Source organism: Cryobacterium sp. LW097 (assembly GCF_002205495.2).
Taxonomy (GTDB): Bacteria; Actinomycetota; Actinomycetes; order Actinomycetales; family Microbacteriaceae; genus Cryobacterium; species Cryobacterium zongtaii.
The window spans coordinates 73350-96286 of the sequence record NZ_CP021994.1 but is presented as its reverse complement, the minus strand read 5'-3'; the positions used below and the strand labels follow the sequence as shown (position 1 = coordinate 96286).

Here is a 22937-nt window from a genome sequence, read left to right as displayed (position 1 = left end):
ACCATTGCCACCATCATTGCCACTCATGAAACTGGACGGATCTTCAACTAGTTCTACGCTGCCCCCTCTTCTGACCATTGGAACCGCGCTTCAATGTACGCCGCGTCCGGAGAAGGATCCCCTATCGGGCAGCCGATGGGGCAACGCTTGCACGGTCACGACTACGAGAGTCGAGCTGCGTTGCGGGTGACAAGAGTCTTTCCCGTCCCAAGCTCGACATACATACGCACGCGGCCAACAGAGCTCCGCCTTTTTGCTTTTGTCACGCGCACAAGCGCTACGGCGTCCTGCAGCTCCGCGTACCACGTCGTGGATTCGCCGGGTTCGATCCATACGGGCAGTGCTGTGTTAAACGCTCCCGGATCGTTGTAGCCAACGCTGGGTAGCCCCTTGGCCTGGTGGAACCCGTAACGCACAACTTTTGTCCGTTGTCGCCCCACATTCGTCACCTCGACCGCTAGGACATCGGGGCCCGCCCACCCTTGGCTGCGCATCGACCCCATGTCACGAAGTCGGCCGTTCTTTTCGACATTGGCGGTTACAGCGCTGCCGCGCCCGAGCACTCCGCTTTTGAGGGTCACCCGAACACGTGCACCGTTCATCAACCAAATTGCTATTTGCCATCCCAGAGAAAGTCCGCTGACTATCAAGCTCAGCGAGGCTATAAAGACTGCGGTAAAGGTCATAGCTGCAGGTTATGGCCACCCCCCGGCACATGGAGAAACCAGGCCCTCGCGGAAGTTCGGCGCTGGCTGCCGTGAAAACCTGAACGGCTGCCGGTTGTGCTGGTAACCAGGTCGGGAAGCCCTCACACCCGGAGTTCCGACTAGGAGATGTCGGCGACGGGCTTTTGCACTCGCATTCGCTAACATGCAGATATCAGCTGGATAGCATCTCCTCACATAGGGGTGTCTCAAGTGGTAAGAGTTCTAAACCGTGCTGGTAACCAGCGCGGTGATTATGGGCCATGATGGGCTGATGAGCATCCCGCAGACAGCAGCCAGCACGACGCTGAACCCCTTCCAGGGTTCTGCGCCTCTGGGCGCGCCTGCTCGGGAGGAATACGTTAAGACAATGCTCGCGCGCACCACCCGGACGGCTGTGCCGATCCGGAGTGCGTTTGTGCAGCGCTTGGCAAAGGACGCTAACGCCTCGGGGGAGCGAGGTTCGATGTTGGCGAAAATTGTCAAGACGAGGAGCGCAGTCCACCTAGACGCTTTCCTGTTCATCCATGCGATCGCGTCCAGCAGGGCGCCATACAAAGCCACTTACCCATCTCAGACCTGGGTCCGCGCACTCGGCCTGGACCAGGGAACGGGAGGGGGCACGGATGACGGGCTAGAAGCCGCCCAATCATCCTGGTCCAAGGTCGTCCGTCGCTTGGTCGACCAGGGCCTCATCCGCCGAGAACGGGAAGGGCGACAAATGTCCTACATCCTCCTGGATGAGTCCGGACACGGCTCCGAGTATGTCCGTCCCACGTCAGACAAGGTGCACGGCACATGGTTCTCCATCCCTCACGCGTACTGGTTGGAGGGGCACTACATGACCATGACGTTCCCCGCCAAGGTCATGCTGCTCATAGCTCTGTCGATGAAATCAACGTTCACTTTGCCCTTTGAACGTGTGCCGAAGTGGTACGGGATTTCGCAGAGCACCGCCAAGAGGGGCTTCGCTGAACTGACCAAGAAGGGCATCCTGTCTCACACGATCCAATGGAGAATCGAGCCGACTTCACCTGTGGGTTACGCCGAGATGCGGAGCTACGAGCTTCAAGGCGGGTGGTCTACGGCTTCCCGCAAAGCGGCCTCCACTCGGCCCACTGATGCCGTCCTATTTACGGTCCCCGCCACTAATAGTGGCGACGAAAAGTCGGTAGGAGAGTGATGGTCGAAACTGGGCGCGAGAACTCGCGGAACCCAGCGGAACTCACTCACTGCCGCCCAAGAGCTGAGGATAGAGACACTCCGGGTCTCCTTCCTTGTGGCAAGAAAAAAGCCCAGTCCCGTTACAGCGGTACTGAGCTTGTTCTTGCCTCCCAGATGGAAGAGCGCGGGATTCTACAGATCCCAGTGGTTTCAACTGGAACTGTACGCGGAAGTGAGTACGTGTGCAAGCTCATCAGAGCCCGCGCGTATGCCACCCGCACCCGCCTCGACCATCCTTCGTATTCGCCGGAGTTATCGAAGGACGGTGAATCCTATGACATGCACTTGTGCCTGCCACGGGGTCACAAAGAGCGAAGCAGGAAGGTGGGTAAGGATGGCGATTTCTATCGCTGTCACCCTCGCTAACCTGATTCGGCTGTTTGTGGGCTGAGTAAGTGCGGGGCTCCAGCAATCGGCTGGGGCCCCGCTTAATTTCCGCGGCACGAGGCGCGACCGTCAAAAAGTAAGCGTCGAGCTGCAAAATCTCGCTGGCCCATCCCCTATCGGACAAGCATGACGGTGTGCAACCCCTTTGCGGCCGGTGTGATCGCGCTCTAATCTCTGGGTGCATGGTCTCCTCACAACGCGAAGTTGATCTTGCAGACGTTTTTGTGCTCCTCGCCGACTCACTAAGCGCGGGCCACGACGTCGTTGACACCATGGACATCCTCGTCCAGGCCAGCACCGAATTCACCGCGGCGACAGACGCCGGAATTCTTCTGGCCGACAGCGGTGGCGTTCTTCACATTGTGGCGTCTTCGAACGAGCGTACGAGCGAGGTCGAAGAGGCCCAGCTTGGTTACAATGAAGGCCCATGTCTGGACTGCTTCGCTTCCGGGGAACCTGTAGAGGTTTCTGATCTCTCTGAAGAGGCCGGACGGTGGCCTCAGTTTGTTGCGATTGCCTTGTCGCGGGGATTCGATGCGGCGCATTCTTTCCCCTTGCGCCTGCGCGGTCACACTTTCGGGAGCCTTGACCTTTTTAGTTCCGCCCGCGAACCGTTCAGCGACCAAGACGCAGCCTTGGCGTTGGCCTTGGCTCAAGTGGCAACGATCAGCCTCGTCCAGTACCAAATCATCCACAATCAAGGCACAGTGAACGGACAATTACAGCAAGCGCTGAAGAGCAGGATACTCATCGAGCAAGCTAAGGGTGTTTTGGCGCAGCGCCACGGGGTGCCCATCGATGAAGCCTTCTCCTTGCTCCGCACCTACGCGCGCACCAGCAGCTCCAAGCTGCACGACATCGCTGATGGTGTCGTACATCATGGGCTCTCGTTCCAGGCGGAACGATTAAGACGACCGCTCGAGCGCCCTCGCCTGAAATAGAAATCCAGGGCTGCTTGCCTTGCGGCCGGCACGTCGGTCGGCTCCGTCGTCGGGTCAGTAAACGTACGTTGACCGATCCCCTACCGGTCACCGAATTGAGAGCTGCCGGGCACTACGTCCATCTCCAAAAGCTTCGCAACCTCAGAGGTTGCCATGCAGCGGTCCCGCCCTTCCCCAAGCCAGGTGTTGCTTAGCGTGCCGTCCCAAGATGAGGCGTGCACAACCAGGCGTTGTCCAGCGAAAGGGCCCGTGGCCGGACCGTAGACGAACGTGCGATCGGGCGGTGCCGGGTTGTCCTCGCCGTATCGCGCCCCACGCTCATCGACAAATGCGTATCCCAGTGCCATGGCTCACACCCTAAACCGGACCGCGAACACGTCGCGGGCTGCTGGCTCCAAGGAGCGCGCATAGGGAAACCGTGCCAGCATCCCTCATCGGTCACGATCACGTCTGCCGATGGTGTGAGTGGGGGCCGCTCCACTGGCGCCCTATTCAGGCGAAGAGACAGGGTGGAATCTCCCAACCCGAAAGTACCCAGCAAACTCACGGTAAGCTTTCAGGGGAAGTCCAGATTCAGAATCTAACTACAAGCGCAGAGTGGGAGGGGGGAAGGCGATGCGCGTCACAATTTTACTGGACCTAGACGGCCAACCCGCCGCGTTCGACGGCCGAAGCCCACACCCACGCGCGGTGCAGCCCGCGGTGTTCCCACTCGACGTAGACGGCGCGTTGGGTCCACGCCAGGGCGCGGCCCTGGACGTGCGCAGACATTGCGGGGGATCGCACCCACGCCAGAACGGGAATGGGCTCGGTGACCACAATTGCCGGCAGTCGGCCCAGCTCCTCCGCGGTGAGGCTGAACGGCCGAGCGGTGAACTCCTCGTACTCGGGCTCAACCTGTTTCAGGGTGTCGGCCTGCACGGGGGGTGCCGGTTGCGGGCCACTCGGGTATCTCTTGTTCGCTCCCATGCCGCAATTCCATTCGAATGTGTGTTCGATTCAAGGCACAATGTCCCAACGGACTCCAGCCCCGGCCCGGGGAACCGCATAGACGTACTGGCAGGACCGCCGACGGCGACAGGCCCCCTGCCGCGCATGTCCAGAAAGGAAGTGCCGATAGTACCTAGTAGCACGACCGCTTAAAGCACAGAGACCCCGTGAGGGGCCTGTGTCCGATAAACCTCCCCAAGAGGCAAACCAGAAAGAAGAAACACCATGACCGTAGCACCCGAACTGCTGCCCACATCTCCCGCATTCAGCGCAAGCATGCAGTTCTCACCCTCCGGGATGAAGATTGCAGGCGGGGGAGTGTTGGGCGCAACCTTGCTCCTGTGCGTGATCTCCGGCGTCCTGAGCTGGGACCAGGCCCTGACCGTTCTGGACTTGCTCCTCCCGTAGCAAGCTTGGGGAGTGGCCCTGTCGCTCTCCAAGCCCTCCAACGGTGGCCGGCGCCCTCGACTACTTAGCGGGCCTGACGTACGGCACCAGGTGATCCGCGGGGATCGCAGCTCGCAGTTGCTCGACTGCAGCCCAACTGTCAGGCGCTTCGACAGTGGCCGGCGTTGACTCAGCCGCGTCCCGTGGGCGGTGTGCCAGGTCCCAGTTCATCCCCCATTATCCGCCCACCAGATGGGCCGATCGGGAGCTAGACCAGGCGCACCAGGTCACACGAGGGACACCGCCAGAACGCGCTTGCCGGTGACCCGGTGGTCACCATCGGCACTAGGCACCGCTCGCAGTTCGGGGGAGCGCCCAAGGAGTCCGGTTCCATGCCGGCAGCATAGCCAACCTGCCGAGACCCGTTCTCGAGACGGGGAAATGCGGCGGTCTCGGTGCCCCGGTATGCAGGCCGGCGCACGGTGGCCTTTTTGCTTTTTCGTCTGGGGGATTGTTCACTTCGCGCTGCCGGCGTCAAGCCGTCGTCGCAGTTTCGGCAAAACTTTTCTCCCCCGCTGCGCTCCTCCAAAAACTTTGGCCTGCCAACCGCTCCTTGTGGCTTGACCCCGACAGCACTCCCGTGAGGGCGGAAGACCGCCGAAAAGGCAAAGAAACGTTGAGGGAGATAGAGAACATGATCGAATACATCACCACCAAGGACACTGCCAAGTTGGTTCGCGCCGCATTGAAGAACGCGTTTCCCGGAGTGAAGTTCAGTGTTCGGATGAGCACCGGCACCGCGGCCGCGTGGATGAACGTGAGCTACAGTGACGGACCCACCGAGCTTGAAGTAAAGGAAGTCACCAGCCAGTTTCAGGGCCGCAGCTTCAACGGGATGACCGACAGCTACGACGACAGCGGAACAGCGCTGATCGCGGGCGAGGGTGAAGAGATGCCCCGTGAGGTGCGCTACTGCTGTGACGGAATCCTCAGCCACCGCGAATACACCGCCGCCGGATACCGCGCAGCGCAGCACCTCATTAGGACCGAGAGCGACCACCGGGACCTAGTTCTGTTTACCCCCGAGGGCGAGCCGATCGACAGCGCAACGTTGCCCGATGGGCTGTACGTCGCGGGCCGTTACCTCGACTACCTCTACAGCCCCAAGCAGGTTGCCCAAGCAATCCTCCACCGCGTAAACCTCTGCACCGTCACCACACCCGTCCGATAGACCAGGAGAACCAGACATGCCCACAATCACCATCGACTCAGTTCCCGTCGTTGTATTTGTTGACGTTTTCGAGGAAGCCGACCTAGCCCGCGACCTGGGGCCGCGGTTAACCTGTGGCGAGGTCGAGGCCCTGTCAAACTTGCTCCGCGCAGTGGGCGCAACCGCCGCCGCCGACTACTGGATCGAGGCGCACGCCGCCACCGACGAGGAGGGGGACAGCCACTGCCGACCCGCCGAAGCTACGCCCGTCGAGGTCTTGGACATTGACCAAGAGAATCTGTCTAGTGACCTGGACTTGTTTAGTCAAGGTCACTAGACTAGAGTCATGAACAAACGCGCGGTACTCAAAAAAATCAGGGATGCGGCCAAAGCTCGCGGCCTTGACTATCGAGAGGTCGAGCTGACTAACCACACCGGCATCGTGGTTGGAGAAACGCGAAGCACCATCGGGCGACATTCCGAAGTTGCGGAAGGAACCGCCCGCGCGTTTTACAAGCAGTTCGAGAAGGAACTAGGGAAGGGGTGGTGGCGGTGACGTACACATCACAGGCACACAAGGAGGGCCGCTGGTGGGTCGTGCAAAACGACCAGGTGCCCGGCGCGATCTCGCAGGTAACCAGGCTCGACCAGGCGGCCGAAGCGCAGCGGGAAGCAATCGCGTTTGTTGAAGATGTTTCGGCGGACTCGATAGAGGTTCTGGTGCGCGTGTCGATCAGCCCGGAAATCGACCGGGAAGTGCAGGAGGCTAGCGCGCTGCGCGAGGAAGCGCAGGAGCGCGAACAGCGCGCGTCCGAGCTGCGCCGCGGCGTCGCGCGCCGCCTAGAGGCGGACGGTTACACCATCCGCGACATTGGCGTGGTGTTGGGCGTTTCGTATCAGCGCGTGCACCAGCTCACCCACTAGACCAACGACCAGGAGACCCAATGTCAGTAAACGAAGAAGGCCGACAGACAGAAATTGCGGACGAGCTGGCCGAAGCAGCCAAGACGCTGGCACACTCGACGCGCACAGTTCCGCGCCCCTCAGATTCTTACGAGCTGCTGGGTAGTCTCCAAGCCGCCCAGGAGTCGCTAGCCCAGGTCTACGCGCAGTTGGCAGGGTGGCACGGCGCAGCGGTAGACGGCACGCACTACAACGGCGAGGACGACCACGGCACCCCCGGACTTCCCGCAGTCGGCGCCGACGGGCAAGCCACCGGGCTGCTCAACCTGGCGGCGGCATCCGCTGCAACAACGGCCGACCTGGTCGCCAAGGCTCACGCAGCTAACGCCGTCGTGCGTTGGTTCGATGAAGTGAAATAAGAAGAGGAAGCACGACCATGACGACACCCCGCACGATAGAAGCAACCGCATCCCATGAGGACAAATGGTGGGAAATCTCCTTCCAGGATGATGACCTAGACACCGTGACTTCTACGCGCAACATCAACGACGTAGAGGCCACGGCCACCGACGCGGCCGCGCTCTGGCTTGACGTCAATCCCGCCACGATCGCAGTCCGCGTAACCTACGCGCTCCCCGAGGCCTACCGCTCCACCTGGGAGAGCGCCCAAGCTAAGACTGTGGCCGGCGAGGACGAAGCGGAAGCGGCGCAGATGCGCCGCACCGTGATTGCCAATCTCCTCGCAGACGGATACACACTCGAAGAAGCCGGCAAAATTCTAGGACTATCCAAGGGCCGAATTCACCAGCTCGCGACCGTCCCCACACCCATCGCCTAACCAAGCGCGCAGCGAGAAAATGAAAGCCACGGAGGTAGAGCGGTTCGGGTCGCACGTCGTCAAGGGCCCTGCCACCGATGACTGTTGGATATGGACAGGCGCGATCGCTGATGACGGCTACGGCCGATTCTGGACCAAGGACGGCGACGACCAGAAGGTCTATCGGCCGCAGCGTTTCACTTACCAACTCGACACCGGAAAAGCGCTCCCGTCGTCGGTGCTGCTGCCGCACTCCTGCGACGTGCCTATCTGCGTGCACACCGTCAGAGACGCGGCAGAGTCGTACCTATCCGAGGACACCAACAAAACGAACATGCTCGACCGGGCGCAGAAAAACCGCCACGCTAACCGGTGGCCAGCATGGCAGTTCAATGGTCTTGCGCGAGAGGAAGGCGCGCAGCGCTCCCGCGATCTTCGAGACGTGATCCTCACCCACGGGTGGGACCCTGAGCGGATGAGCGCCGCTCTCGCCGGGGTAGAAGAAACGCACCCGCGCCTGTTCTAACCGTAAAGCCCGGCCCGGAGCCCAACGCCGCTCGGCTTGGGCGCCCCGGGGAAGCTGGGCGTGTGCTGAGGGTCTGAGAGACGAGGTGTTCCCCCTCATTTCTTTCGCTGATCAGCCGTACAGTGCTGGTAGGCAACTTGATAGGGGGGATTCAAGTGAACGGTCGACCTTGTCGATCCACCAGCGCACGGGCCGCCGTGACAGCGATGATCATTCTGGGGGCACTAGCGGGCTGTTCGCCGACCGTGCCCGATGAAAGCCTGGCAACGTCGGCACCGGTGGTAGGCACCACAGCCGGAGGCTGCGAGTTCGCTGCCACCCGTAAAGCATTCGACCCTGAGCACCCTCAAAACACAGCCCTGTCTTACGTGAAGCTAGCCAACACCGGCACCACTGACTGCGAAGTGTCCGGCTTTCCCGATGTAGCCCTGCTCGATGCCAACGGGAACGTTGTCGGCGACCCAGCCGTGGAACGAACCACGGTCCCGGCTCGGACGCTCACCGTAAAACCGAAGCAGGCCGCCTACGTCATACTCAAAGTCGCTGGCCAAAATCTCTACCAGGACTGTCCGTTGCTCGGAGCGGCAACACTGCGGATCCGCCTGCCTCAAAGTAGCGAAGACATCCATGTTGATGTGGCTGATCTCAACATCTGTGATGGTGCAACCTCCAGGTGGCTGGTGTACAACCTCGCCGCCAGCCCGGATAATCCTCATTCCTAACCGAAGCGGATCGACCCCACCTATACATGAGCTGTGCGATGAACCCGCTTCGCACGAGTGACGAGCCTGACCGGGGAATGGCGTCCGTTTGGAGATCCTCTATCGGACGCCGAAGGTGCAGACCGAGAGTGGCGGGGCCACTGCGGACACCGATAGCTTGTCATCCAGTAGGAGCCACAAAGGGGGCATCTCATCCCGTGGCGGGGCGCGCGTGCGAGCAACGTGCGGCGGGCGGCGTGATGGCGAGCCGCATCGGTTAAGAAAGCGGGTTGTCCGGGCTGGCCGCGATGTTGTACCCCAGCCAGTTGGAGGTGGCGTCATCGCAGATGTTGAGAGAGACAGCCGTTCCTCGGGCCAGGCGCTCTGCCTGAGCGTGATGCTTGGCGTGGTGCTCCGCTGTTCCAATGATGATTGACCAAGGCGAGCCGTCAAGCCCCGACAACATGGCCGCGTTTTGCCAGACGTATAGCCACAGGCCGCACATGGCCTCGTCGGCCGCGGCCGGGGACTTCAGGTAGTGATTGCAGATCGCAAACGTCGGAACACACAACTGATCGTAAATCAGGCCGAACGCAGCCTGACTGCCCGAAGCCATGCTCAGCATCAGCTTCTGCTGATCGGATGCCTCGGACAATGCCGTCACCACACTATGCCGCCTCGAACGCCAGAATCGGATATCACCGCGCTACACAGAGGACCTCCGCCGCTGGCATGCACGGGCTCACGGCAGGCGAGGGGCCAAAGCTTGTGGCCGGTCGATCTGCACCCGATGCCGGTTGAGTCGCTATGCCCACAGCACTCGCCGCCGGCACAATCCGGCCCCACTCTTGCCGCAGAACCCACACCCCTTAGAGGGACGTGACCCGACTGCAACTGATTTACCATCGACATGAACGGTGCAGTATTTCCTCCTGCTGGATACAAACCGAATTCCTCCAGTTTCCTCTGACGCTGCCGGAATTTACTGGCTGCGCCTCAATGCGGGCACTGCCCTGCACCCAACTCACCGTACTCCTGGGCCCGCTGCGGGCCCTCGCGATCGCCACTGGCATCAACATCAACGGTGATCAGTTCGTTGATGTCGATCAGGGCAATAACTGACATCTAGACCCGCGTATCCCGGCCGACAAACAGCTTGAAAAGGCCACCTATGCCAGGGACGACCTCGACCGCGGCTATCTCGCCCGGCACCAACACCCGGTCCGGGGCGTCGCCGCAACAGCCAGGCCAGCTAACACCGACACCGTCGCCTACACGAACACCGCCCCGCAGTCCGGGGCGTTCAACCTGTCGAAATCGCCGGCACTCCCCGCCGCTTGGACGGTTCCGGATGTTCCAAAGGCCCATCATGGATATCGTCGGCCTCACCGAACTCGACCTGGCCGATCTGTCCGACCCAGACGCTCTGGCGCAAATTGCGAACACTCGGGACGACGCAGGCCGTCGAGACGACTGGGTCAAGCTCCACGACGCAACAGGAATCCACTTCAAATCCGCAACAGCCAGTTCGGTTGCCGACGAGTGAGGGCTATCGCCGTCGTTACAGATTCGTTTTATGCATCTTGACCCATTCGAGGGGAGCAGCCCAGAATATAGGCGAACCTCATTACCCGAAACGAGGCGGAGAGCTAGGCGCGACGTGACCATCGAAAACCCGCAACAGATCAGGCGATTCGAGAGCTGGTACAACCCACAGGTGCATCAGGCAACCGGGGTGATCATCGCTCAAACCAACGCAAACCCTGACCAAGCGCTGCGATGTCTCGTGAGGCATGCTAAATCCACGGGGGTTTCAGTTGATGCCGTGGCCGCGGACGTTATCGCCGGCAAAATCACTTTCACCTAACGTCCTCGGATAGCCCGGTGCGTAGGGGACTGCCCCGAGTTCAGTTGACTCAAAGGGTTAGTGGTTTCAGGCGGCTTTGAGGGCCACGTATATTGCCTCAAACTCGATCGGTGAGCTTACCGAGGCCAGATCCACCCGTTGTCATGTTCGCGCCGGCCTCCCAGGGAGAATTGCCGTTAGGTCCGGTGGCCTCGAGATACCGTGTCCCTATGCGGGACAACAAAGCGAACGCCGCTCTGATGCGACAACGGATTCGGACCTGATCGAGCGAGGCCTTGGCCACTGTCTCCCCGCCTTCTATGAGGCGGCGGGCGTTTCCAATCTGGCTGTCTATGACGATCCGCGGGCGACCGCCCATATCCTTCCTGGAGTTGCGGCGATTGGTGGTCGAATCCAGTATGACTGTGGCGGCTTTAGTGGGACCCACCCGGGCAATCTAAACGGGACTCACTTCGACGTTTTTGGGGAGTCTGGGGCGATTTAGGCCGGACCCACCCCTACGGTTTCCTCACCGGTCGGGATCCTTGGTGGGTTGTGGGTGAGGCGTGGGTGGTTCTTGTGGGCTGTTGATTCGGGCGGCAGTGGTGGCTGTGATGTAGCTTTCCATCGTTTCAGTCAGATCCCCGAGCATGCCCTCGAATATCCCGAGAAGCTCGGTGGAGTGTTTTGCCAACACGTCAGCGATCCGATCACCCAGCGGCTGGAAGAAGTCGTCGGCGATGGCCTGGACACCGGATGTGGAGTGGAGCGTCACGATGCGCCGATCGGCGTGGACTCGGCTGCGGAGTACGTGGCCGGCCAGCTCTAGACGGTTGATGAGTGTTGAGGTGGCTCCGGGGGTGAGGCCGATTTTTTCACTCAGTCTTGCCGGGGACAGCGCCGCGCCGCGTTCCTCCGCTGCGAGGATCTCAATCAGGGCAGTGGCGTCAGTGGAATGAAGGCCTTCGTTTGCCGCGAACTGGCGTGCGAGCTCCGAGTAGGTGGCACCGTAGGCGCGCAGCGCCTCATTGAGGCGTTCGCTCTGCTGAGGGAACCCGGCGTGCGGGACGGAGTTACCCATGAGGCCACCTTTCGTTAGGTTTCATAGCTCGGTTGACATTACCATCATAAAGTAGTTTGATGATGAAATAGTTATTTGGTAAAGTTACATGGAGGTTGGAATGGCTGTTTCTGCAGGAGCGCGGCGGTGGATCGGTTTGATAGCCGTCGCGCTGGGTGTGGCCCTTATCGTGGTGGATACCACCATCGTGAATGTGATCACCCCGTCGGTGATCGATGACCTGGGCATCAATTCAAGTCAGGCACAGTGGATTCAGGAATCCTATGCGATCGTCTTCGCGGCGCTGCTGTTGGTCTCCGGACGAATCGCGGACCTGCGCGGCGCTCGAAGCGTGTTCATCGGCGGTGTTGTCATCTTCGGTGCCACCAGCCTTCTCGCCGGATTGGCATCAAATGGCGAGATTCTCATCCTTGCCCGCTTCCTACAGGGCATCGGTGCCGCCGCTATCCTGCCGACGTCACTGGCGTTGCTAAACCACATGTTCACTGGCCCGGCCCGTGGCCAGGCGTTTGCCGTGTGGGGTTCCACCATCGGTGCAGCCACCGCGCTGGGGCCGGTGCTGGGAGGCTGGCTCTCCGAGCACGCGTCGTGGCGGTGGGCGTTCGGGATCAACATCCCATTGGTCATCATCATCCTGGTGATCGCTGTTATCTTCCTCCCACAACCCCCGCGTTCTCGGGGAAGCGTCGATGGCCTGAGCGCCGTCTTATCCATTCTCGGGTTGGGCCTGCTTGCGTTTGGCCTCGTCGAGGGCCGCGTCTATGGATGGGTGATGAGCGAACAGCCATTCACACTGTTCGGTGCCACGTGGGATGCCGGGCTCTCCCCGGCATTCGTGGCGCTCGTGCTCTCTGTCGTGCTGATGACGGTCTTCGTGTGCCGTCAGGTGGTGATCAGCCGTGTGAACAGCAAGCACCAGCCGCTCATGGACGTGAAGCTATTCTCGATCTCGTCCTTCCGCAACGGCAACATCGCCACGCTGATCATTGGCCTGGGTGAATTTGGCATCATCGCCGTCCTGCCGCTGTGGTTGCAGTTCACTCTGGACTACACGCCGCTGGAAGCCGGAGCAACACTTGTCCCTATCGCTATCGGCAGCTTCGTTGCCAGCGGCATCAGCTTCCCGCTCTCCGCGAAGGTCTCTCCGCTGGCACTGGTGCGTATCGGTCTCATCCTTGAAGTAGTGGGACTTGCCGGCCTCGGCCTTGTTGCGGCCGTCACTGACGCGAATTGGTGGTTCATCGCCCTGGTCCTGTTCTTCTACGGGATCGGCGTCGGATTCGCCACGTCCCAGGTGACCAACGTGGTCTTGGCAGATGTTCCGGAAGGAGATGGCGGTCAGAGCTCGGGCATCCAGAGCACCTTCCGCCAACTGGGCTCGGCACTTGGTATCGCCGCCTTGACGACGGTATTCTTCTCCTCCCTGGGGAGCACCCTGCAGAACAAGCTAACCGACGCCGGCCTCTCCGGGGCGGAGGCGAGCAATCTCAGCAACGCGGTCACCGACAGCGCCGGAGCCGCCATTGGGCCGCTGGCAGCGAACCCGGAAACAGTTTTCGTCGCCGATGCGGCGAGGGAAGCGATGACCCAAGCGATTGCGTTTGGTTCCTACCTCGCGGCCGGTTTCCTCATCATCGGGGTGGTCGCCACCCTGCTCATTCCGAGCAAGCGGCTCACCGAGAAGGCACACGCCGACAGTGTTTCAACCGAGGCTCAAAAATCCGTAAGCGGCAAAGCGTGAACTGGGTGCCCAACTCGCCCGCCCTTCTGCTCTGAGCGGTGGTCTCCGCCTCCCGACCGCGGGGGCGGAGACCACCTCACTACCGGGGCCGGATTCACCGAATGAACCGGCAACCCTCGCCCACTCTGAAAGGAACCACCGCATGCCGAATATGCGTGTACTGATCTCCGGAGCCAGCATCGCTGGTCCCGTCGCCGCCTACTGGTTGGCAAGATACGGGTGGGAGGTCACCATCATCGAGCGTGCCGCCCAACTGCGGGTGGGCGGGCACAATATCGACGTTCGCGGCGCCGGACGCGAAGTGGCCCGCCGCATGGGAATAGAACAGACCATCAGAGAGGCGACAACGGGTGAAAAGGGGACACGGTTCATCAACAGCAATGGCGAAACAGTCGCCGAGTTCCCGGCCTCGACCTCCGACACCGCAGGTGCGACAGCTGAGCTGGAGATCCTGCGCGGAGATCTTGCACGCATCATCATTGACACCAACTCCACGGGTGTCGAGTACATCTTCGGCGACGTCATCACCGGCGTCACCGAATCCGCCGACGAAATCACCGTATCCTTCCAGCACGGGCCTGACCGCTCCTTCGACGCCCTGGTGATAGCCGAAGGCATCAATTCCCGCACCCGGGCCCTGGTATACGGAGACGAGCCAGTCATCAGGCACCTCGGCCTGTACACGACATATTTCACCATTGACCGCACCCCCCACGATGACGATTGGGCGCACTGGTACAACACAACTCAAGGCCGGGCCGCTCTTCTGCGCCCCGACAACAAGGGCACCACCCGGGCCGCCCTCTCGTTCCTCTCCGGTCCGGAAGGATACGAAGACCTGCCCCCCAAACAACAGAAGACGGCAATACGCAACCGCTTCGCTGACGCCGGATGGGAAATCCCCCGCATCCTAGAAGGTCTCGAAAGCGCAGAGGACATGTATCTGGACTACATCGGACAAGTACACGCCCCGAGCTGGTCCAAAGGCAAAGTGATACTACTTGGCGATGCAGCCTACTGCGCCTCACCCATCAGCGGCATGGGCACCAGCCTGGCCCTCGTCGGCGCGTACGTGCTGGCCGGAGAACTCGCATCCCATCCCCACGACACCGATACCGCAAACCAAAACTACGAACGCCTCATGAGGCCATACGTCCACCAAGCCCAACAACTGCCACCCGGTGCCCCCCGCATAGCAAACCCCAAAACCCGACCCGGCCTGGCGGTCTACAACGCTGCGCTCAAACTCGGCGCAACCCGCGCATTCAGCGCACTGGGCGAAAAGATTTTTACACCACCGGCTGACAAGATCGAACTGCCCCACTACACACATCTGATCAAATCAACCTTTGTTTCCAACCAGAATTCCGATTCTCCTCAACAAATACCCCACGATGATGAGGATCATGTCTCCTGACCTCCCAGGGACCCGCATCAACAGACAAGGCATGATTGCTTCGATTTACCGGAACCCTTGGAGCAATAGTCATGACCCCGCTCACCCTCACCCCGGCCGGAATTCTCCCGACCGCGAGCTCCAACTCACCTGGCGGAAACCGCCGGGACCCGGCCGCACCGATGATGATCTCCGGCGGTACCGTCATCGCCCCGGAGGGCGTGCACTCGCCAGGCTGGGTCGATATCCGTGCTGATTGCCCCGTCGAGGACCTCGATGGAGCTGTTCCTGGTGGCCAGCTCGAGCATGGATGCTTCGGAGAAGTAGCGTCGTTCGCCAGCTCCCCACTCGTCGTGCTGCTCGATCAAAACCAACCCGGCCAGGCGCAACAGAGCTGCAGCGTTGGGAAACACGCCGACGACGTCGGTGCGGCGTTTGATTTGTTCACCCGTTCCAGCGAGTTTGTGGACCAGATCTGGCGCCAGTGCCGCCGCAGGAACGCAGCGAACTCATGTTCGACACCATGGCCGGCGAGTCGCTCTCACGGCTCTGAATGCGCGACGACGGCTGGTTGGGGTGCCCTCGGCGGCCAGGTGCTGGCGCCGAGTTCCCGGGAGATGTTTCGGGCCGTTTCGCGCAAGCTATTCAGCACGCTGGATTCAGGAGGCCACTCGCTCGTCGGAACGACAACAGCGACCGCGGCAATGACAGTGCCGCGGGTGTCCACCACGGGCACCGCGACCGACGACTCACCCAGCACCGCCTCGTCCTCTTCGGTGGCGATGGCGTGTTCCGTAATCGAGGTTAACTGCATGGCGAGCTGGGCTGGGTCGGTGATCGTGGCGCCGGTGAGACTGCGGAGGGTTCGCCCCAGCAATTCGGAGGTGTACTCCGGGCTATACGCGAGGAGAACTTTGCCCATTGCCGAGGCGTGGGCAGGGATGGACAGGCCCGTTTCGGGCATCTGCTGGCTGCCGTCAGGGCGCTCGTTGTGATGGATGACGATGACCTCGTCGAACAGCTGTACTCCCAAACGCGTGGACAGTCCGGTTCTGCGCGCGAGTTCGACGGTCCAGCGCATGGCCCGCGCGCGCACATCGAGCGTGTCGAGGTAGACATTCGAGAGTTTGAGCAGGGCCGGGCCGAGCAAGTACCGGCTGCCGCCGGGCTCCTGCGCGACAAGGCCGTGGCCCTGCAACGATTTGACGATGCCGTGCACGGTCGAGACCGGCAGCCCCAGTTCGGCGGAGAGTTCGGTGATGCCGAGGTGGCGTGCGCCCTGCAACGATGACAGCACTTTCGCCGCACGATCGATGGCTTGAATCACATCTGCACCTCCGGTTGATCTCTTCAGTATGCTGCGCCATTGACACTTCTTCATAACCCGTGTTGACATCCACCATCCTTCCGGAGGATATTCGACATTGTCGAATTGCATTCTGTGGCTTGTATTGAGTTGCGGGCGAACGCGTCTCGCGGATCCACCTCGAAAAGTTCAACGGAGAGCAAACATGAAGGTAAACCTGGAGGTCTCAACATGAAGAAACTGATCAATTCCCCGGAGACGGTTCTGGCCGATTCCCTTATCGGCGTGGCGGCCGCGCATCCGGAACTTCGCGTCGACCACGTCAACCGCATCATCTATCGGGCAGCCCCAACGAGAGTAGGCAAAGTTGCCCTGCTCTCGGGTGGAGGTACCGGTCATGAGCCGCTCCACGGCGGTTTTGTCGGTGTGGGCATGCTTGACGCGGCCTGCGCTGGAGCGGTCTTCACCTCGCCGACGCCCGACCAGATGCTCGAGGCGACGAAGGTTGTGGACAGCGGAGCGGGCGTGCTGCACATAGTCAAGAACTACACGGGTGACGTGATGAACTTCGAAATGGGCGCGGAACTCGCGGCGGCGGAGACCGGGATCACGGTTGCAGTTGTGGTCGTTAACGACGACGTGGCGGTCGAGGATTCAACGTTCACCGCAGGCCGCCGGGGTGTGGGCACCACGGTCCTGCTCGAGAAGATCGTGGGTGCGGCCGCTGAGGAAGGCCGCGACCTCGCCGCCGTCACCGCGGTGGCCCGCCAGGTCAATGAGTCCGGTCGCTCCATGGGAGTTGCCCTCACCAGCTGCACAGTCCCGTCGGCCGGGAAACCAACTTTCGAGCTCCCCGAAGACGAGATGGAGATCGGCGTGGGCATTCACGGGGAGCCGGGACGCTTCCGCGTGCCGTTGGCCGGGGCCGCTGAGGTAGCCCGCCAACTCGTCGAGCCGATCCTCGCCGACTTGGACTTCACCGGGGCCCCGACGATCGTGATGCTGAATGGGCTAGGCGGTACCCCGTTGATCGAGCTTTATGTCATGTACGCCGAAGTCCGGAAGATCCTCGACGCTGCCGGCATCACGGTCGCCCGCTCTCTCGTGGGCAATTACATTACGGCGCTGGACATGGCGGGCTGCTCTGTCACGATCCTCAAGGCTGACGAAGACCTGCTTCATCTGTGGGACGCACCGGTAAACACCGCCGGAATGCGCTGGGGGATCTAACACCATGACGAATGACACGATCGACCTTGATCAGCTCACCGGCTGGCTGACCCGGTTTCGCGATTTGGTGACTGAGAAGGTCGCTTACCTCACCGAACTGGATTCGGCCATCGGCGACGCGGACCACGGCTCGAACATGACCCGTGGCATGGGTGCGGTCCTCGAGAGAATCCAGGCTTCGCCGGCTGGCACCGTTGACGAACTGTTCAAGGGCGTGGGAATGACCCTGGTGACGTCGGTGGGTGGCGCCAGCGGCCCTCTGTACGGCACCTTTTTCCTGCGGATCGGTACCACGGCAGGACCGGTCAAGGCTCTGGACGCGTCCGGCCTGGCGGCGGCCCTCCGTGCAGGGCTGGATGGTGTCGTTGCCCGCGGCAAGGCTGAGGCGGGGGACAAGACCATGTTCGACGTTCTTGCTCCCGCGCTCGACGCGTTCGATGCCGCTCTTATCGTGTCTTCCGATATTTCTTCAGCAGCCCGTGCTGCCTACTCCGCCGCCCGAACGGGGCGGGATGCCACTGAACCTCTGCTCGCCCGCAAGGGTAGGGCAAGTTACCTGGGGGAGCGCAGCATCGGTCATGTCGATCCGGGAGCCGCGTCGACGTCGCTGCTCTTCCAAGCGCTGGCCGAGATCCTCGACGAGGAGTAGATCGTGATAGGAATCGTAGTTGTATCGCACAGCCCCCGTCTGGCGCAGGCAGCAGTGGACCTCGCGGTGGAGATGGTCGGGGTCAACGGGCCGGCCATCGCAATCGCGGCCGGTGCCAGCGAAGGCGTCATCGGAACGGATGCGCTCAAAGTCTCCGAGGCCATCGCCGAGGTGTCCTCTCCCGAGGGCGTGCTCGTGATGATGGATTTAGGATCGGCTGTGATGAGCGCGGAAATGGCGCTGGAATTCTCGGACGACCCCGATGTGCCCGTCCGGCTCAGCAGCGCTCCCTTCGTTGAGGGTCTAATGGCGGCAGTCGTGCGAGCGGCGGGTGGCGCCACCCTCGACGACGTGGAACGTGAGGCCCGAGGCGCCCTCCGCGCCAAGCAGAGCCACCTAGGCGACGAGGAGCCGGCCGGCCGTCCGGCCGATTCCGGCCCGGCGGCGGAACACACGATCCAGGTAATGCTGCTGAACCCCCACGGCCTGCACGCGCGACCGGTTTCGATGCTCGTCACCGCCATCAGCGCATTTGAGGCGACGGTGACGGTCGCCAACCTCCGCACCGGCAAGCCCCCTGTGCCGGCCAACAGCCCGACGGCACTGTTGGCCGTCGGCGCCCGGAAGGGCGACACGATCTCTGTCGCAGCGGCCGGACGACAGGCCGTGGCGGCACTCGAGGCCGTGAGCGACCTGGTCTGCAAGGGCTTCGGGGAACTGGAGACCACAAACGCTCCCGCGCCCATTCCGGCACTGCCCGCGCCGCAACCGGAGGCACCGCCCTCGACCGAGGCGGCGTCGAACCGGCCGCTAGGCGTAAGTCCTGGCCTCGCCGTCGGTCCGATCGTGCGGATGCAGGAGCCGATGGGTGAACCCGGACCGGCAGCCGAACTCTCTATGCGCGAACGGGAGGCGGCCGCGGAGAGAATCGTAACTGCCGCGGCATCCGTTGCCCTGGCCTTCAGGGCCAAGGCGGTCCGGGTCACCGGAGCGGCGCAGGGAATTCTGGAAGCGACGGCGCTGATGGCGGCCGATCCCGGATTGATCGATGCGGCCGTTTCCCGGGTGACCAAGCAGGGTCACACTCCAGAGCGCGCCGTTTGGGCGGCCGTGGGTGAGGTCGCGTCGCTCTTCAGCGAACAGGGCGGGCTCCTCGCCGAGCGCATCCCGGACCTGCACGACGTGCGCAACCGCATCGTGGCTGAGCTGCTCGGCCGTCCGGCACCGGGCCTGCCGGATCGTTCCGAGCCATATGTGCTCGTGGCCCGTGACCTGGCGCCCGCCGACACGGCGCTGATCGACCCCAAAGTGTGTCGGGCGATCGTCACCGTCGAAGGCGGCCCGACCTCCCACACGGCCATCCTCGCGCGTGCCCTCGGCCTACCCGCCGTGGTGGCGGCCCGGGATGCGATGGACCTGCCCGAGGGGAGCGTGGTGATCGTCGACGGCACGACCGGTGAAATCGTCGTGGACCCCACCGACGAGCAGGTGGTGCGAGCTGAGGGTCAGGTCGGCCGGGTGGTCACCTTCGACGGCGCGGGAGCGACCAGAGACGGGCACCGTGTGCAGCTCCTCGCGAACGTGGCTTCGCCGGACAGCGTTGCCGCCGCGATCGAGGCGAATGCCGAGGGAGTCGGCCTCTTCCGCACCGAATTCTGCTTCCTCGACCACGCCGAAGCTCCGGGACTGGACGAACAGGTCGCCGCCTACCGTCAGGTGTTTGCCGCATTCCCTGGGAAGAAAGTGACGATTCGAACACTGGATGCGGGCGCCGACAAGCCGCTCGCCTTCGTCACGGCCGCGGACGAGGTCAACCCTGCCCTCGGCATCCGGGGGTATCGCACCGCGTGGCAGCGCCCTGAACTGTTGGACACCCAGCTGCGGGCCATCGCCACGGCGGTGGCTGCAGAGGACGCCGTCGTCGGTGTCATGGCTCCCATGATCGCGACCGTCGACGAGTCTGCGGATTTTGCGGCCCGATGTGCCGCGCACGGCCTGCACAACGTGGGTGTGATGATCGAGACTCCTGCCGCCGCCATCACCGCGAGCTCAATCCTCGAACGGGTGGACTTCGCGAGTCTGGGGACCAACGACCTTGCCCAATACACTATGGCGGCCGATCGGCTGATGGGAGAGCTCGCCCTGCTCAACGACCCCTGGCAGCCAGCGGTCCTGCGGATGATCCGGGAGGCTTGCCAGGCCGGTGTGGTGGCTGGTAAGCCGGTCGGGGTCTGCGGAGAGGCCGCGGCAGATCCGATGCTCGCCGCCGTCCTGGTGGGGTTCGGGGCAACCAGCCTGTCGATGTCTCCGCGCGCCCTGGGTGGCGCGGCGAAGTTCCTGCGTGGCGTGACGCTGAATCAATGCCGGGATGCCGCGATCGCCGCGGTTGCCGCCGGTAGCGCCGACGCGGCCCGGTCCGCCGCCGCTGTTCTGCTTGAGCCGACACGGGTGTAGCGAGCCCGAAACAACCCGCTAATCCGGTGGGGACCCGGACTGCTGTACTGCTCCGGAAGATGCCCGCCGAATCGTTGGACGATCGCTTGACTCGAGCGTATCCCCGGCGGCTCGGCGGGCATCTGCTGGTGCCGGGCCGCTCACGAGCGTCCGATTTGCACAGACGTGCATCGATGGTTTCCAAAATTGGAACCCATCGTCCAAAAATGCTGAATAGCATTCAGGAAATATGGCTTCGGACGCGTGTTTACGCCTTGAAACTGATTTTGTGGGCCTTGATCTCGGATTGGGCGAACGTGCCAGAATCCGCTCGAAGGTGCGTTCGCTCGGCCGCTCGGCGTAGGACGCCCGTTTTCGGCCGGATCGGCGGGCGTAGTGTGAAATCTGTGACCCGGAAGACCGGTTCACCGCTACCGTCCCACAAAGATGTAGACGCAGTTCAACCAGGAAGAAGGTCTACGATGACCACTCCAATCCGCACAGTTATGAGCCCCGGACGTTACGTCCAGGGCAAGGGAGCGATTGATCGCCTCGGCGAATTTGTGGCTCAGATCGGATCCGCCCCCGTGATCGTCGCTGATGACGTCGTGTGGGGCTTCGCAGGGGAGCAGGTGTCGGCGAGCTTCGCCACTGCGGGCCTCCGCGTTGAACGAGTCGAGTTCGGCCGATTCGCGACCGCGGCCGCAGTCGACGCGCTGGTCGAGAAGATCCGCGCAACCAAGTCCGACGTGATCATCGGCGTGGGTGGCGGAAGCACGATCGACTCAGCCAAGGCCGCCGGCTTCCTGGCCGGAATTCGCTGGGTCAGCGTGCCCACCGTGGCATCGACCGACGCACCCACCTCCGCACTCTCGGTGATCTACACGGAGGAGGGCGAGTTCGTCGAGTACCGGTTCTTCCCCCGCAATCCCGACCTTGTGCTTATCGACACCCAGATCGTGGCCAATGCGCCGGTCGAGTTCCTCATCGCCGGTATCGGCGACGCATTGGCAACCTGGCTCGAAGCCCGGGCCACGGCGACTGCCAATGCGACCACGATGGCCGGTGGGCTACCGACCCAAACTGGAACCGCGCTGGCCAAGTTGTCGTGGGACGTCATCTGGGAAAATGCCCTTCCCGCACTCGACGCCGTGCGTGACAACCTGGTCACTCCTGCTCTCGAAAAGCTGGTAGAAGCTAACACCCTATTGTCCGGGCTTGGTTTTGAGTCGGGCGGCCTAGCGGCGGCCCACGCCATCCACAACGGTCTGACGGCGGCGCCGCAGACCCACGGGCTCACCCACGGTCAGAAGGTGAACATCGGCTCTTTGACCCAACTCGTCCTTGAGGGCGCGCCACGCACCGAGGTGGAAGACTTCATCGAGTTCACCACTCGCGTCGGTTTGCCAACCACGCTGACGGAGATCGGTCTGGGCCTAGACGACGAGAAAGAACTGAGGGCCATCGCAACGGCTTCAACCCTGCCGGGCGAGACAATCCACAACATGCCGTTCGTAGTCACGGCAGACGACGTTCTCGACGCCCTCAAGTCGATCGAGCGGCTCTCTCGCTCCGTGCGCGTTGCGCGCGGACTGCCCGCTCCCGTCAGGTACGTGCAAAAGCACTGACACGTCGGCCCGCCGGTCGCCACGCACCGCAGTGGCGTTCCGGCTGGCCGCCGTCCTGCACTCGGCCGCCGGGGCGGCGCTGTCGTTGATGAACAGGTCGCCCGCTGAGGCTGTCTTGCTTGGACCTGCCCGAGCACGCAGATGCACCGACGGGTGCAGCGCAGCCCGGACAGTTCCGAGCCAGCCCCGCGATCGTTGAGCGGGATGCTGTCGGTTGAGGCATCCGCGCGATGGACGCCCGTCGCGACGCCGCCGACGACCCCGGCGTCCTGAGCACCTCGGAGTCGACGTCGGGATAGCGGCCGACGTATAGGTGGCTGGGCACCTTGGAGAAGGGCGATCTGGGCGTTGTGGGTGCATTTGGGGCTCACGCGGCGGTTGACCGCATTCATGCTGTTTCAGGCGATACCCATGATTATGTTCGAGTCGAAGAACTCGCCGTGAATCCGTGCAACCGAGAAGGCCACGCGCCCCAACTGTTCGACATCATTTGGACCGGGCACCGGAACGACCTGCGCGGTGACCTGGAAGCTGTCCAAGATTAGCTACTCCACCCGGCTCGTCGCGTTCAGTGGAAAGCTGATCTGGACGTAGACCAGCCCGCTGGCTCTAGCCTGGCTGAGCAGGCGGGACCCCGAAGAGGGACGGCTCTCATGTCCGGACTCGGATGCAATATGGGTGCGCCGCCGTGAACGTGTCGCTGGTTCGGTTGGACGGGGATGGATCGTTGGGTGGGTGATCTTGAATCCGTGCACGGATGTTCACATTGTTTGACCGTTTGTGCGGAACTCAGCACTCTAAAGATTTGCTCGCGCAGGACTTCCAGTTGGACTTCGT

26 protein-coding genes and 2 pseudogenes are annotated in these 22937 nt (G+C 62.3%); 20 read left to right on the top strand and 8 right to left on the bottom strand.

The genetic code is table 11. The features are described from left to right. Nucleotides 1-161: 161 nt before the first annotated feature. Nucleotides 162-686, bottom strand: coding sequence for a hypothetical protein (locus tag B7495_RS18925; RefSeq protein WP_134479513.1), 525 nt, complete (start codon nucleotides 684-686; stop codon nucleotides 162-164). Between the two features lie 250 nt (nucleotides 687-936). Between B7495_RS18925 and B7495_RS18325 the strand changes: the two genes are divergently transcribed. Both B7495_RS18325 and B7495_RS18320 read left to right on the top strand, forming a co-directional pair. Beyond that, nucleotides 937-1887, top strand: coding sequence for a hypothetical protein (locus tag B7495_RS18325; protein WP_088458250.1), 951 nt, complete (start codon nucleotides 937-939; stop codon nucleotides 1885-1887). A gap of 610 nt (nucleotides 1888-2497) precedes the next feature. Continuing rightward, a complete protein-coding gene (locus B7495_RS18320) occupies nucleotides 2498-3256 on the top strand; it encodes a GAF and ANTAR domain-containing protein (RefSeq protein ID WP_088458249.1) in 759 nt (252 codons plus the stop codon). A 639-nt stretch (nucleotides 3257-3895) separates the two neighbouring features. On the opposite strand, the gene B7495_RS18315 is transcribed toward B7495_RS18320, so the two are convergent. Next, nucleotides 3896-4225 carry a hypothetical protein gene (locus B7495_RS18315; protein WP_088458248.1) on the bottom strand — a complete coding sequence of 110 codons (330 nt, stop codon included), beginning with the start codon at nucleotides 4223-4225 and terminating at the stop codon, nucleotides 3896-3898. A gap of 246 nt (nucleotides 4226-4471) precedes the next feature. Between B7495_RS18315 and B7495_RS18920 the strand changes: the two genes are divergently transcribed. The 9 genes from B7495_RS18920 to B7495_RS18275 all read left to right on the top strand — a co-directional run bounded on the left by B7495_RS18920 (nucleotide 4472) and on the right by B7495_RS18275 (nucleotide 8811). Beyond that, nucleotides 4472-4654 (top strand): hypothetical protein, encoded by a 183-nt coding sequence (locus tag B7495_RS18920; RefSeq protein WP_103461360.1) that lies wholly within the window; start codon nucleotides 4472-4474, stop codon nucleotides 4652-4654. A gap of 673 nt (nucleotides 4655-5327) precedes the next feature. After that, nucleotides 5328-5864 carry an LPD29 domain-containing protein gene (locus tag B7495_RS18310; RefSeq protein ID WP_088458247.1) on the top strand — a complete coding sequence of 179 codons (537 nt, stop codon included), beginning with the start codon at nucleotides 5328-5330 and terminating at the stop codon, nucleotides 5862-5864. Nucleotides 5865-5880: 16 nt separating this feature from the next. Continuing rightward, nucleotides 5881-6180 carry a hypothetical protein gene (locus B7495_RS18305; RefSeq protein WP_174776204.1) on the top strand — a complete coding sequence of 100 codons (300 nt, stop codon included), beginning with the start codon at nucleotides 5881-5883 and terminating at the stop codon, nucleotides 6178-6180. 9 nt (nucleotides 6181-6189) lie between these two features. Further along, the gene (locus B7495_RS18300; protein ID WP_088458246.1) at nucleotides 6190-6399 is read left to right on the top strand and encodes a ribonuclease PH; all 210 of its coding nucleotides are present in this window, start codon (nucleotides 6190-6192) and stop codon (nucleotides 6397-6399) included. Further along, nucleotides 6396-6767 (top strand): hypothetical protein, encoded by a 372-nt coding sequence (locus B7495_RS18295; RefSeq protein ID WP_134479514.1) that lies wholly within the window; start codon nucleotides 6396-6398, stop codon nucleotides 6765-6767. Before B7495_RS18300 ends, B7495_RS18295 begins: the two co-directional genes overlap by 4 nt. A gap of 20 nt (nucleotides 6768-6787) precedes the next feature. Next, nucleotides 6788-7165 carry a hypothetical protein gene (locus B7495_RS18290; protein WP_121678521.1) on the top strand — a complete coding sequence of 126 codons (378 nt, stop codon included), beginning with the start codon at nucleotides 6788-6790 and terminating at the stop codon, nucleotides 7163-7165. Between the two features lie 17 nt (nucleotides 7166-7182). After that, the gene (locus tag B7495_RS18285; RefSeq protein ID WP_088458243.1) at nucleotides 7183-7584 is read left to right on the top strand and encodes a hypothetical protein; all 402 of its coding nucleotides are present in this window, start codon (nucleotides 7183-7185) and stop codon (nucleotides 7582-7584) included. A gap of 19 nt (nucleotides 7585-7603) precedes the next feature. Then, nucleotides 7604-8089, top strand: coding sequence for a hypothetical protein (locus B7495_RS18280; protein ID WP_088458242.1), 486 nt, complete (start codon nucleotides 7604-7606; stop codon nucleotides 8087-8089). 206 nt (nucleotides 8090-8295) lie between these two features. Further along, entirely contained in the window at nucleotides 8296-8811 is a 516-nt protein-coding gene (locus B7495_RS18275; protein WP_088458241.1) for a DUF4232 domain-containing protein, read from the top strand. Nucleotides 8812-9067: 256 nt separating this feature from the next. Here the strand turns inward: B7495_RS18275 and B7495_RS18270 are convergent, their stop codons facing one another. Then, nucleotides 9068-9457, bottom strand: a complete 390-nt coding sequence (locus B7495_RS18270; protein WP_134479516.1) for a hypothetical protein — start codon at nucleotides 9455-9457, stop codon at nucleotides 9068-9070. 329 nt (nucleotides 9458-9786) lie between these two features. Next, a complete protein-coding gene (locus B7495_RS19515) occupies nucleotides 9787-9915 on the bottom strand; it encodes a hypothetical protein (RefSeq protein ID WP_255416818.1) in 129 nt (42 codons plus the stop codon). Nucleotides 9916-9927: 12 nt separating this feature from the next. Between B7495_RS19515 and B7495_RS19745 the strand changes: the two are divergent. From B7495_RS19745 to B7495_RS18260, 3 genes and pseudogenes are all read left to right on the top strand, one after another. Continuing rightward, a pseudogene (locus B7495_RS19745) lies at nucleotides 9928-10038 on the top strand (DNA/RNA non-specific endonuclease); the annotation flags it as partial. Between the two features lie 121 nt (nucleotides 10039-10159). Further along, on the top strand, nucleotides 10160-10336 hold the full coding sequence (locus tag B7495_RS19430) for a hypothetical protein (RefSeq protein ID WP_240632537.1): 177 nt from the start codon (nucleotides 10160-10162) through the stop codon (nucleotides 10334-10336). A 114-nt stretch (nucleotides 10337-10450) separates the two neighbouring features. Further along, the gene (locus B7495_RS18260) at nucleotides 10451-10657 is read left to right on the top strand and encodes an ANTAR domain-containing protein (RefSeq protein ID WP_165791186.1); all 207 of its coding nucleotides are present in this window, start codon (nucleotides 10451-10453) and stop codon (nucleotides 10655-10657) included. 508 nt (nucleotides 10658-11165) lie between these two features. Here the strand turns inward: B7495_RS18260 and B7495_RS18255 are convergent. Then, complete coding sequence (locus B7495_RS18255) at nucleotides 11166-11717, bottom strand: MarR family winged helix-turn-helix transcriptional regulator (protein ID WP_088458238.1); 552 nt, start codon at nucleotides 11715-11717, stop codon at nucleotides 11166-11168. Between the two features lie 100 nt (nucleotides 11718-11817). On the opposite strand from B7495_RS18255, the gene B7495_RS18250 reads away from it, so the two are divergent. Then, complete coding sequence (locus B7495_RS18250; RefSeq protein ID WP_088458237.1) at nucleotides 11818-13458, top strand: MFS transporter; 1641 nt, start codon at nucleotides 11818-11820, stop codon at nucleotides 13456-13458. A 142-nt stretch (nucleotides 13459-13600) separates the two neighbouring features. Next, entirely contained in the window at nucleotides 13601-14875 is a 1275-nt protein-coding gene (locus tag B7495_RS18245) for an FAD-dependent monooxygenase (RefSeq protein WP_088458236.1), read from the top strand. A gap of 298 nt (nucleotides 14876-15173) precedes the next feature. Here the strand turns inward: B7495_RS18245 and B7495_RS18240 are convergent. Both B7495_RS18240 and B7495_RS18235 read right to left on the bottom strand, forming a co-directional pair. After that, nucleotides 15174-15338 (bottom strand): annotated as a pseudogene (locus tag B7495_RS18240) (transposase); the annotation flags it as partial. A gap of 57 nt (nucleotides 15339-15395) precedes the next feature. Further along, nucleotides 15396-16181: an IclR family transcriptional regulator gene (locus B7495_RS18235; RefSeq protein ID WP_088458234.1), complete on the bottom strand. Its 786-nt coding sequence runs from the start codon at nucleotides 16179-16181 to the stop codon at nucleotides 15396-15398. Between the two features lie 210 nt (nucleotides 16182-16391). Between B7495_RS18235 and dhaK the strand changes: the two genes are divergently transcribed. The 4 genes from dhaK (at nucleotide 16392) to B7495_RS18215 (ending at nucleotide 22100) form a co-directional block, all read left to right on the top strand. Continuing rightward, nucleotides 16392-17390, top strand: a complete 999-nt coding sequence (dhaK, locus tag B7495_RS18230; protein WP_088458233.1) for a dihydroxyacetone kinase subunit DhaK — start codon at nucleotides 16392-16394, stop codon at nucleotides 17388-17390. A 4-nt stretch (nucleotides 17391-17394) separates the two neighbouring features. After that, complete coding sequence (dhaL, locus tag B7495_RS18225; protein ID WP_088458232.1) at nucleotides 17395-18039, top strand: dihydroxyacetone kinase subunit DhaL; 645 nt, start codon at nucleotides 17395-17397, stop codon at nucleotides 18037-18039. Nucleotides 18040-18042: 3 nt separating this feature from the next. After that, entirely contained in the window at nucleotides 18043-20493 is a 2451-nt protein-coding gene (gene ptsP / locus B7495_RS18220) for a phosphoenolpyruvate--protein phosphotransferase (protein WP_088458231.1), read from the top strand. A gap of 461 nt (nucleotides 20494-20954) precedes the next feature. Further along, complete coding sequence (locus B7495_RS18215; RefSeq protein WP_088458230.1) at nucleotides 20955-22100, top strand: glycerol dehydrogenase; 1146 nt, start codon at nucleotides 20955-20957, stop codon at nucleotides 22098-22100. 398 nt (nucleotides 22101-22498) lie between these two features. Here B7495_RS18215 and B7495_RS19205 read toward each other — a convergent pair whose 3' ends face one another. Next, nucleotides 22499-22639 (bottom strand): hypothetical protein, encoded by a 141-nt coding sequence (locus B7495_RS19205; RefSeq protein ID WP_166788928.1) that lies wholly within the window; start codon nucleotides 22637-22639, stop codon nucleotides 22499-22501. Nucleotides 22640-22937: the final 298 nt, after the last annotated feature.

What these genes read in the sequence shown, in the direction of transcription:
- B7495_RS18925 (WP_134479513.1), bottom strand. Translation starts at nt 686, where the DNA reads ATGACCTTTACCGCAGTCTTTATAGCCTCGCTGAGCTTGATAGTCAGC.
- B7495_RS18320 (WP_088458249.1), top strand. Translation starts at nt 2,498, where the DNA reads ATGGTCTCCTCACAACGCGAAGTTGATCTTGCAGACGTTTTTGTGCTC.
- B7495_RS18315 (WP_088458248.1), bottom strand. Translation starts at nt 4,225, where the DNA reads ATGGGAGCGAACAAGAGATACCCGAGTGGCCCGCAACCGGCACCCCCC.
- B7495_RS18920 (WP_103461360.1), top strand. Translation starts at nt 4,472, where the DNA reads ATGACCGTAGCACCCGAACTGCTGCCCACATCTCCCGCATTCAGCGCA.
- B7495_RS18310 (WP_088458247.1), top strand. Translation starts at nt 5,328, where the DNA reads ATGATCGAATACATCACCACCAAGGACACTGCCAAGTTGGTTCGCGCC.
- B7495_RS18305 (WP_174776204.1), top strand. Translation starts at nt 5,881, where the DNA reads ATGCCCACAATCACCATCGACTCAGTTCCCGTCGTTGTATTTGTTGAC.
- B7495_RS18300 (WP_088458246.1), top strand. Translation starts at nt 6,190, where the DNA reads ATGAACAAACGCGCGGTACTCAAAAAAATCAGGGATGCGGCCAAAGCT.
- B7495_RS18290 (WP_121678521.1), top strand. Translation starts at nt 6,788, where the DNA reads ATGTCAGTAAACGAAGAAGGCCGACAGACAGAAATTGCGGACGAGCTG.
- B7495_RS18285 (WP_088458243.1), top strand. Translation starts at nt 7,183, where the DNA reads ATGACGACACCCCGCACGATAGAAGCAACCGCATCCCATGAGGACAAA.
- B7495_RS18280 (WP_088458242.1), top strand. Translation starts at nt 7,604, where the DNA reads ATGAAAGCCACGGAGGTAGAGCGGTTCGGGTCGCACGTCGTCAAGGGC.
- B7495_RS18275 (WP_088458241.1), top strand. Translation starts at nt 8,296, where the DNA reads ATGATCATTCTGGGGGCACTAGCGGGCTGTTCGCCGACCGTGCCCGAT.
- B7495_RS19515 (WP_255416818.1), bottom strand. Translation starts at nt 9,915, where the DNA reads ATGTCAGTTATTGCCCTGATCGACATCAACGAACTGATCACCGTTGAT.
- B7495_RS19430 (WP_240632537.1), top strand. Translation starts at nt 10,160, where the DNA reads ATGGATATCGTCGGCCTCACCGAACTCGACCTGGCCGATCTGTCCGAC.
- B7495_RS18255 (WP_088458238.1), bottom strand. Translation starts at nt 11,717, where the DNA reads ATGGGTAACTCCGTCCCGCACGCCGGGTTCCCTCAGCAGAGCGAACGC.
- B7495_RS18250 (WP_088458237.1), top strand. Translation starts at nt 11,818, where the DNA reads ATGGCTGTTTCTGCAGGAGCGCGGCGGTGGATCGGTTTGATAGCCGTC.
- B7495_RS18245 (WP_088458236.1), top strand. Translation starts at nt 13,601, where the DNA reads ATGCCGAATATGCGTGTACTGATCTCCGGAGCCAGCATCGCTGGTCCC.
- dhaK (WP_088458233.1), top strand. Translation starts at nt 16,392, where the DNA reads ATGAAGAAACTGATCAATTCCCCGGAGACGGTTCTGGCCGATTCCCTT.
- dhaL (WP_088458232.1), top strand. Translation starts at nt 17,395, where the DNA reads ATGACGAATGACACGATCGACCTTGATCAGCTCACCGGCTGGCTGACC.
- B7495_RS18215 (WP_088458230.1), top strand. Translation starts at nt 20,955, where the DNA reads ATGACCACTCCAATCCGCACAGTTATGAGCCCCGGACGTTACGTCCAG.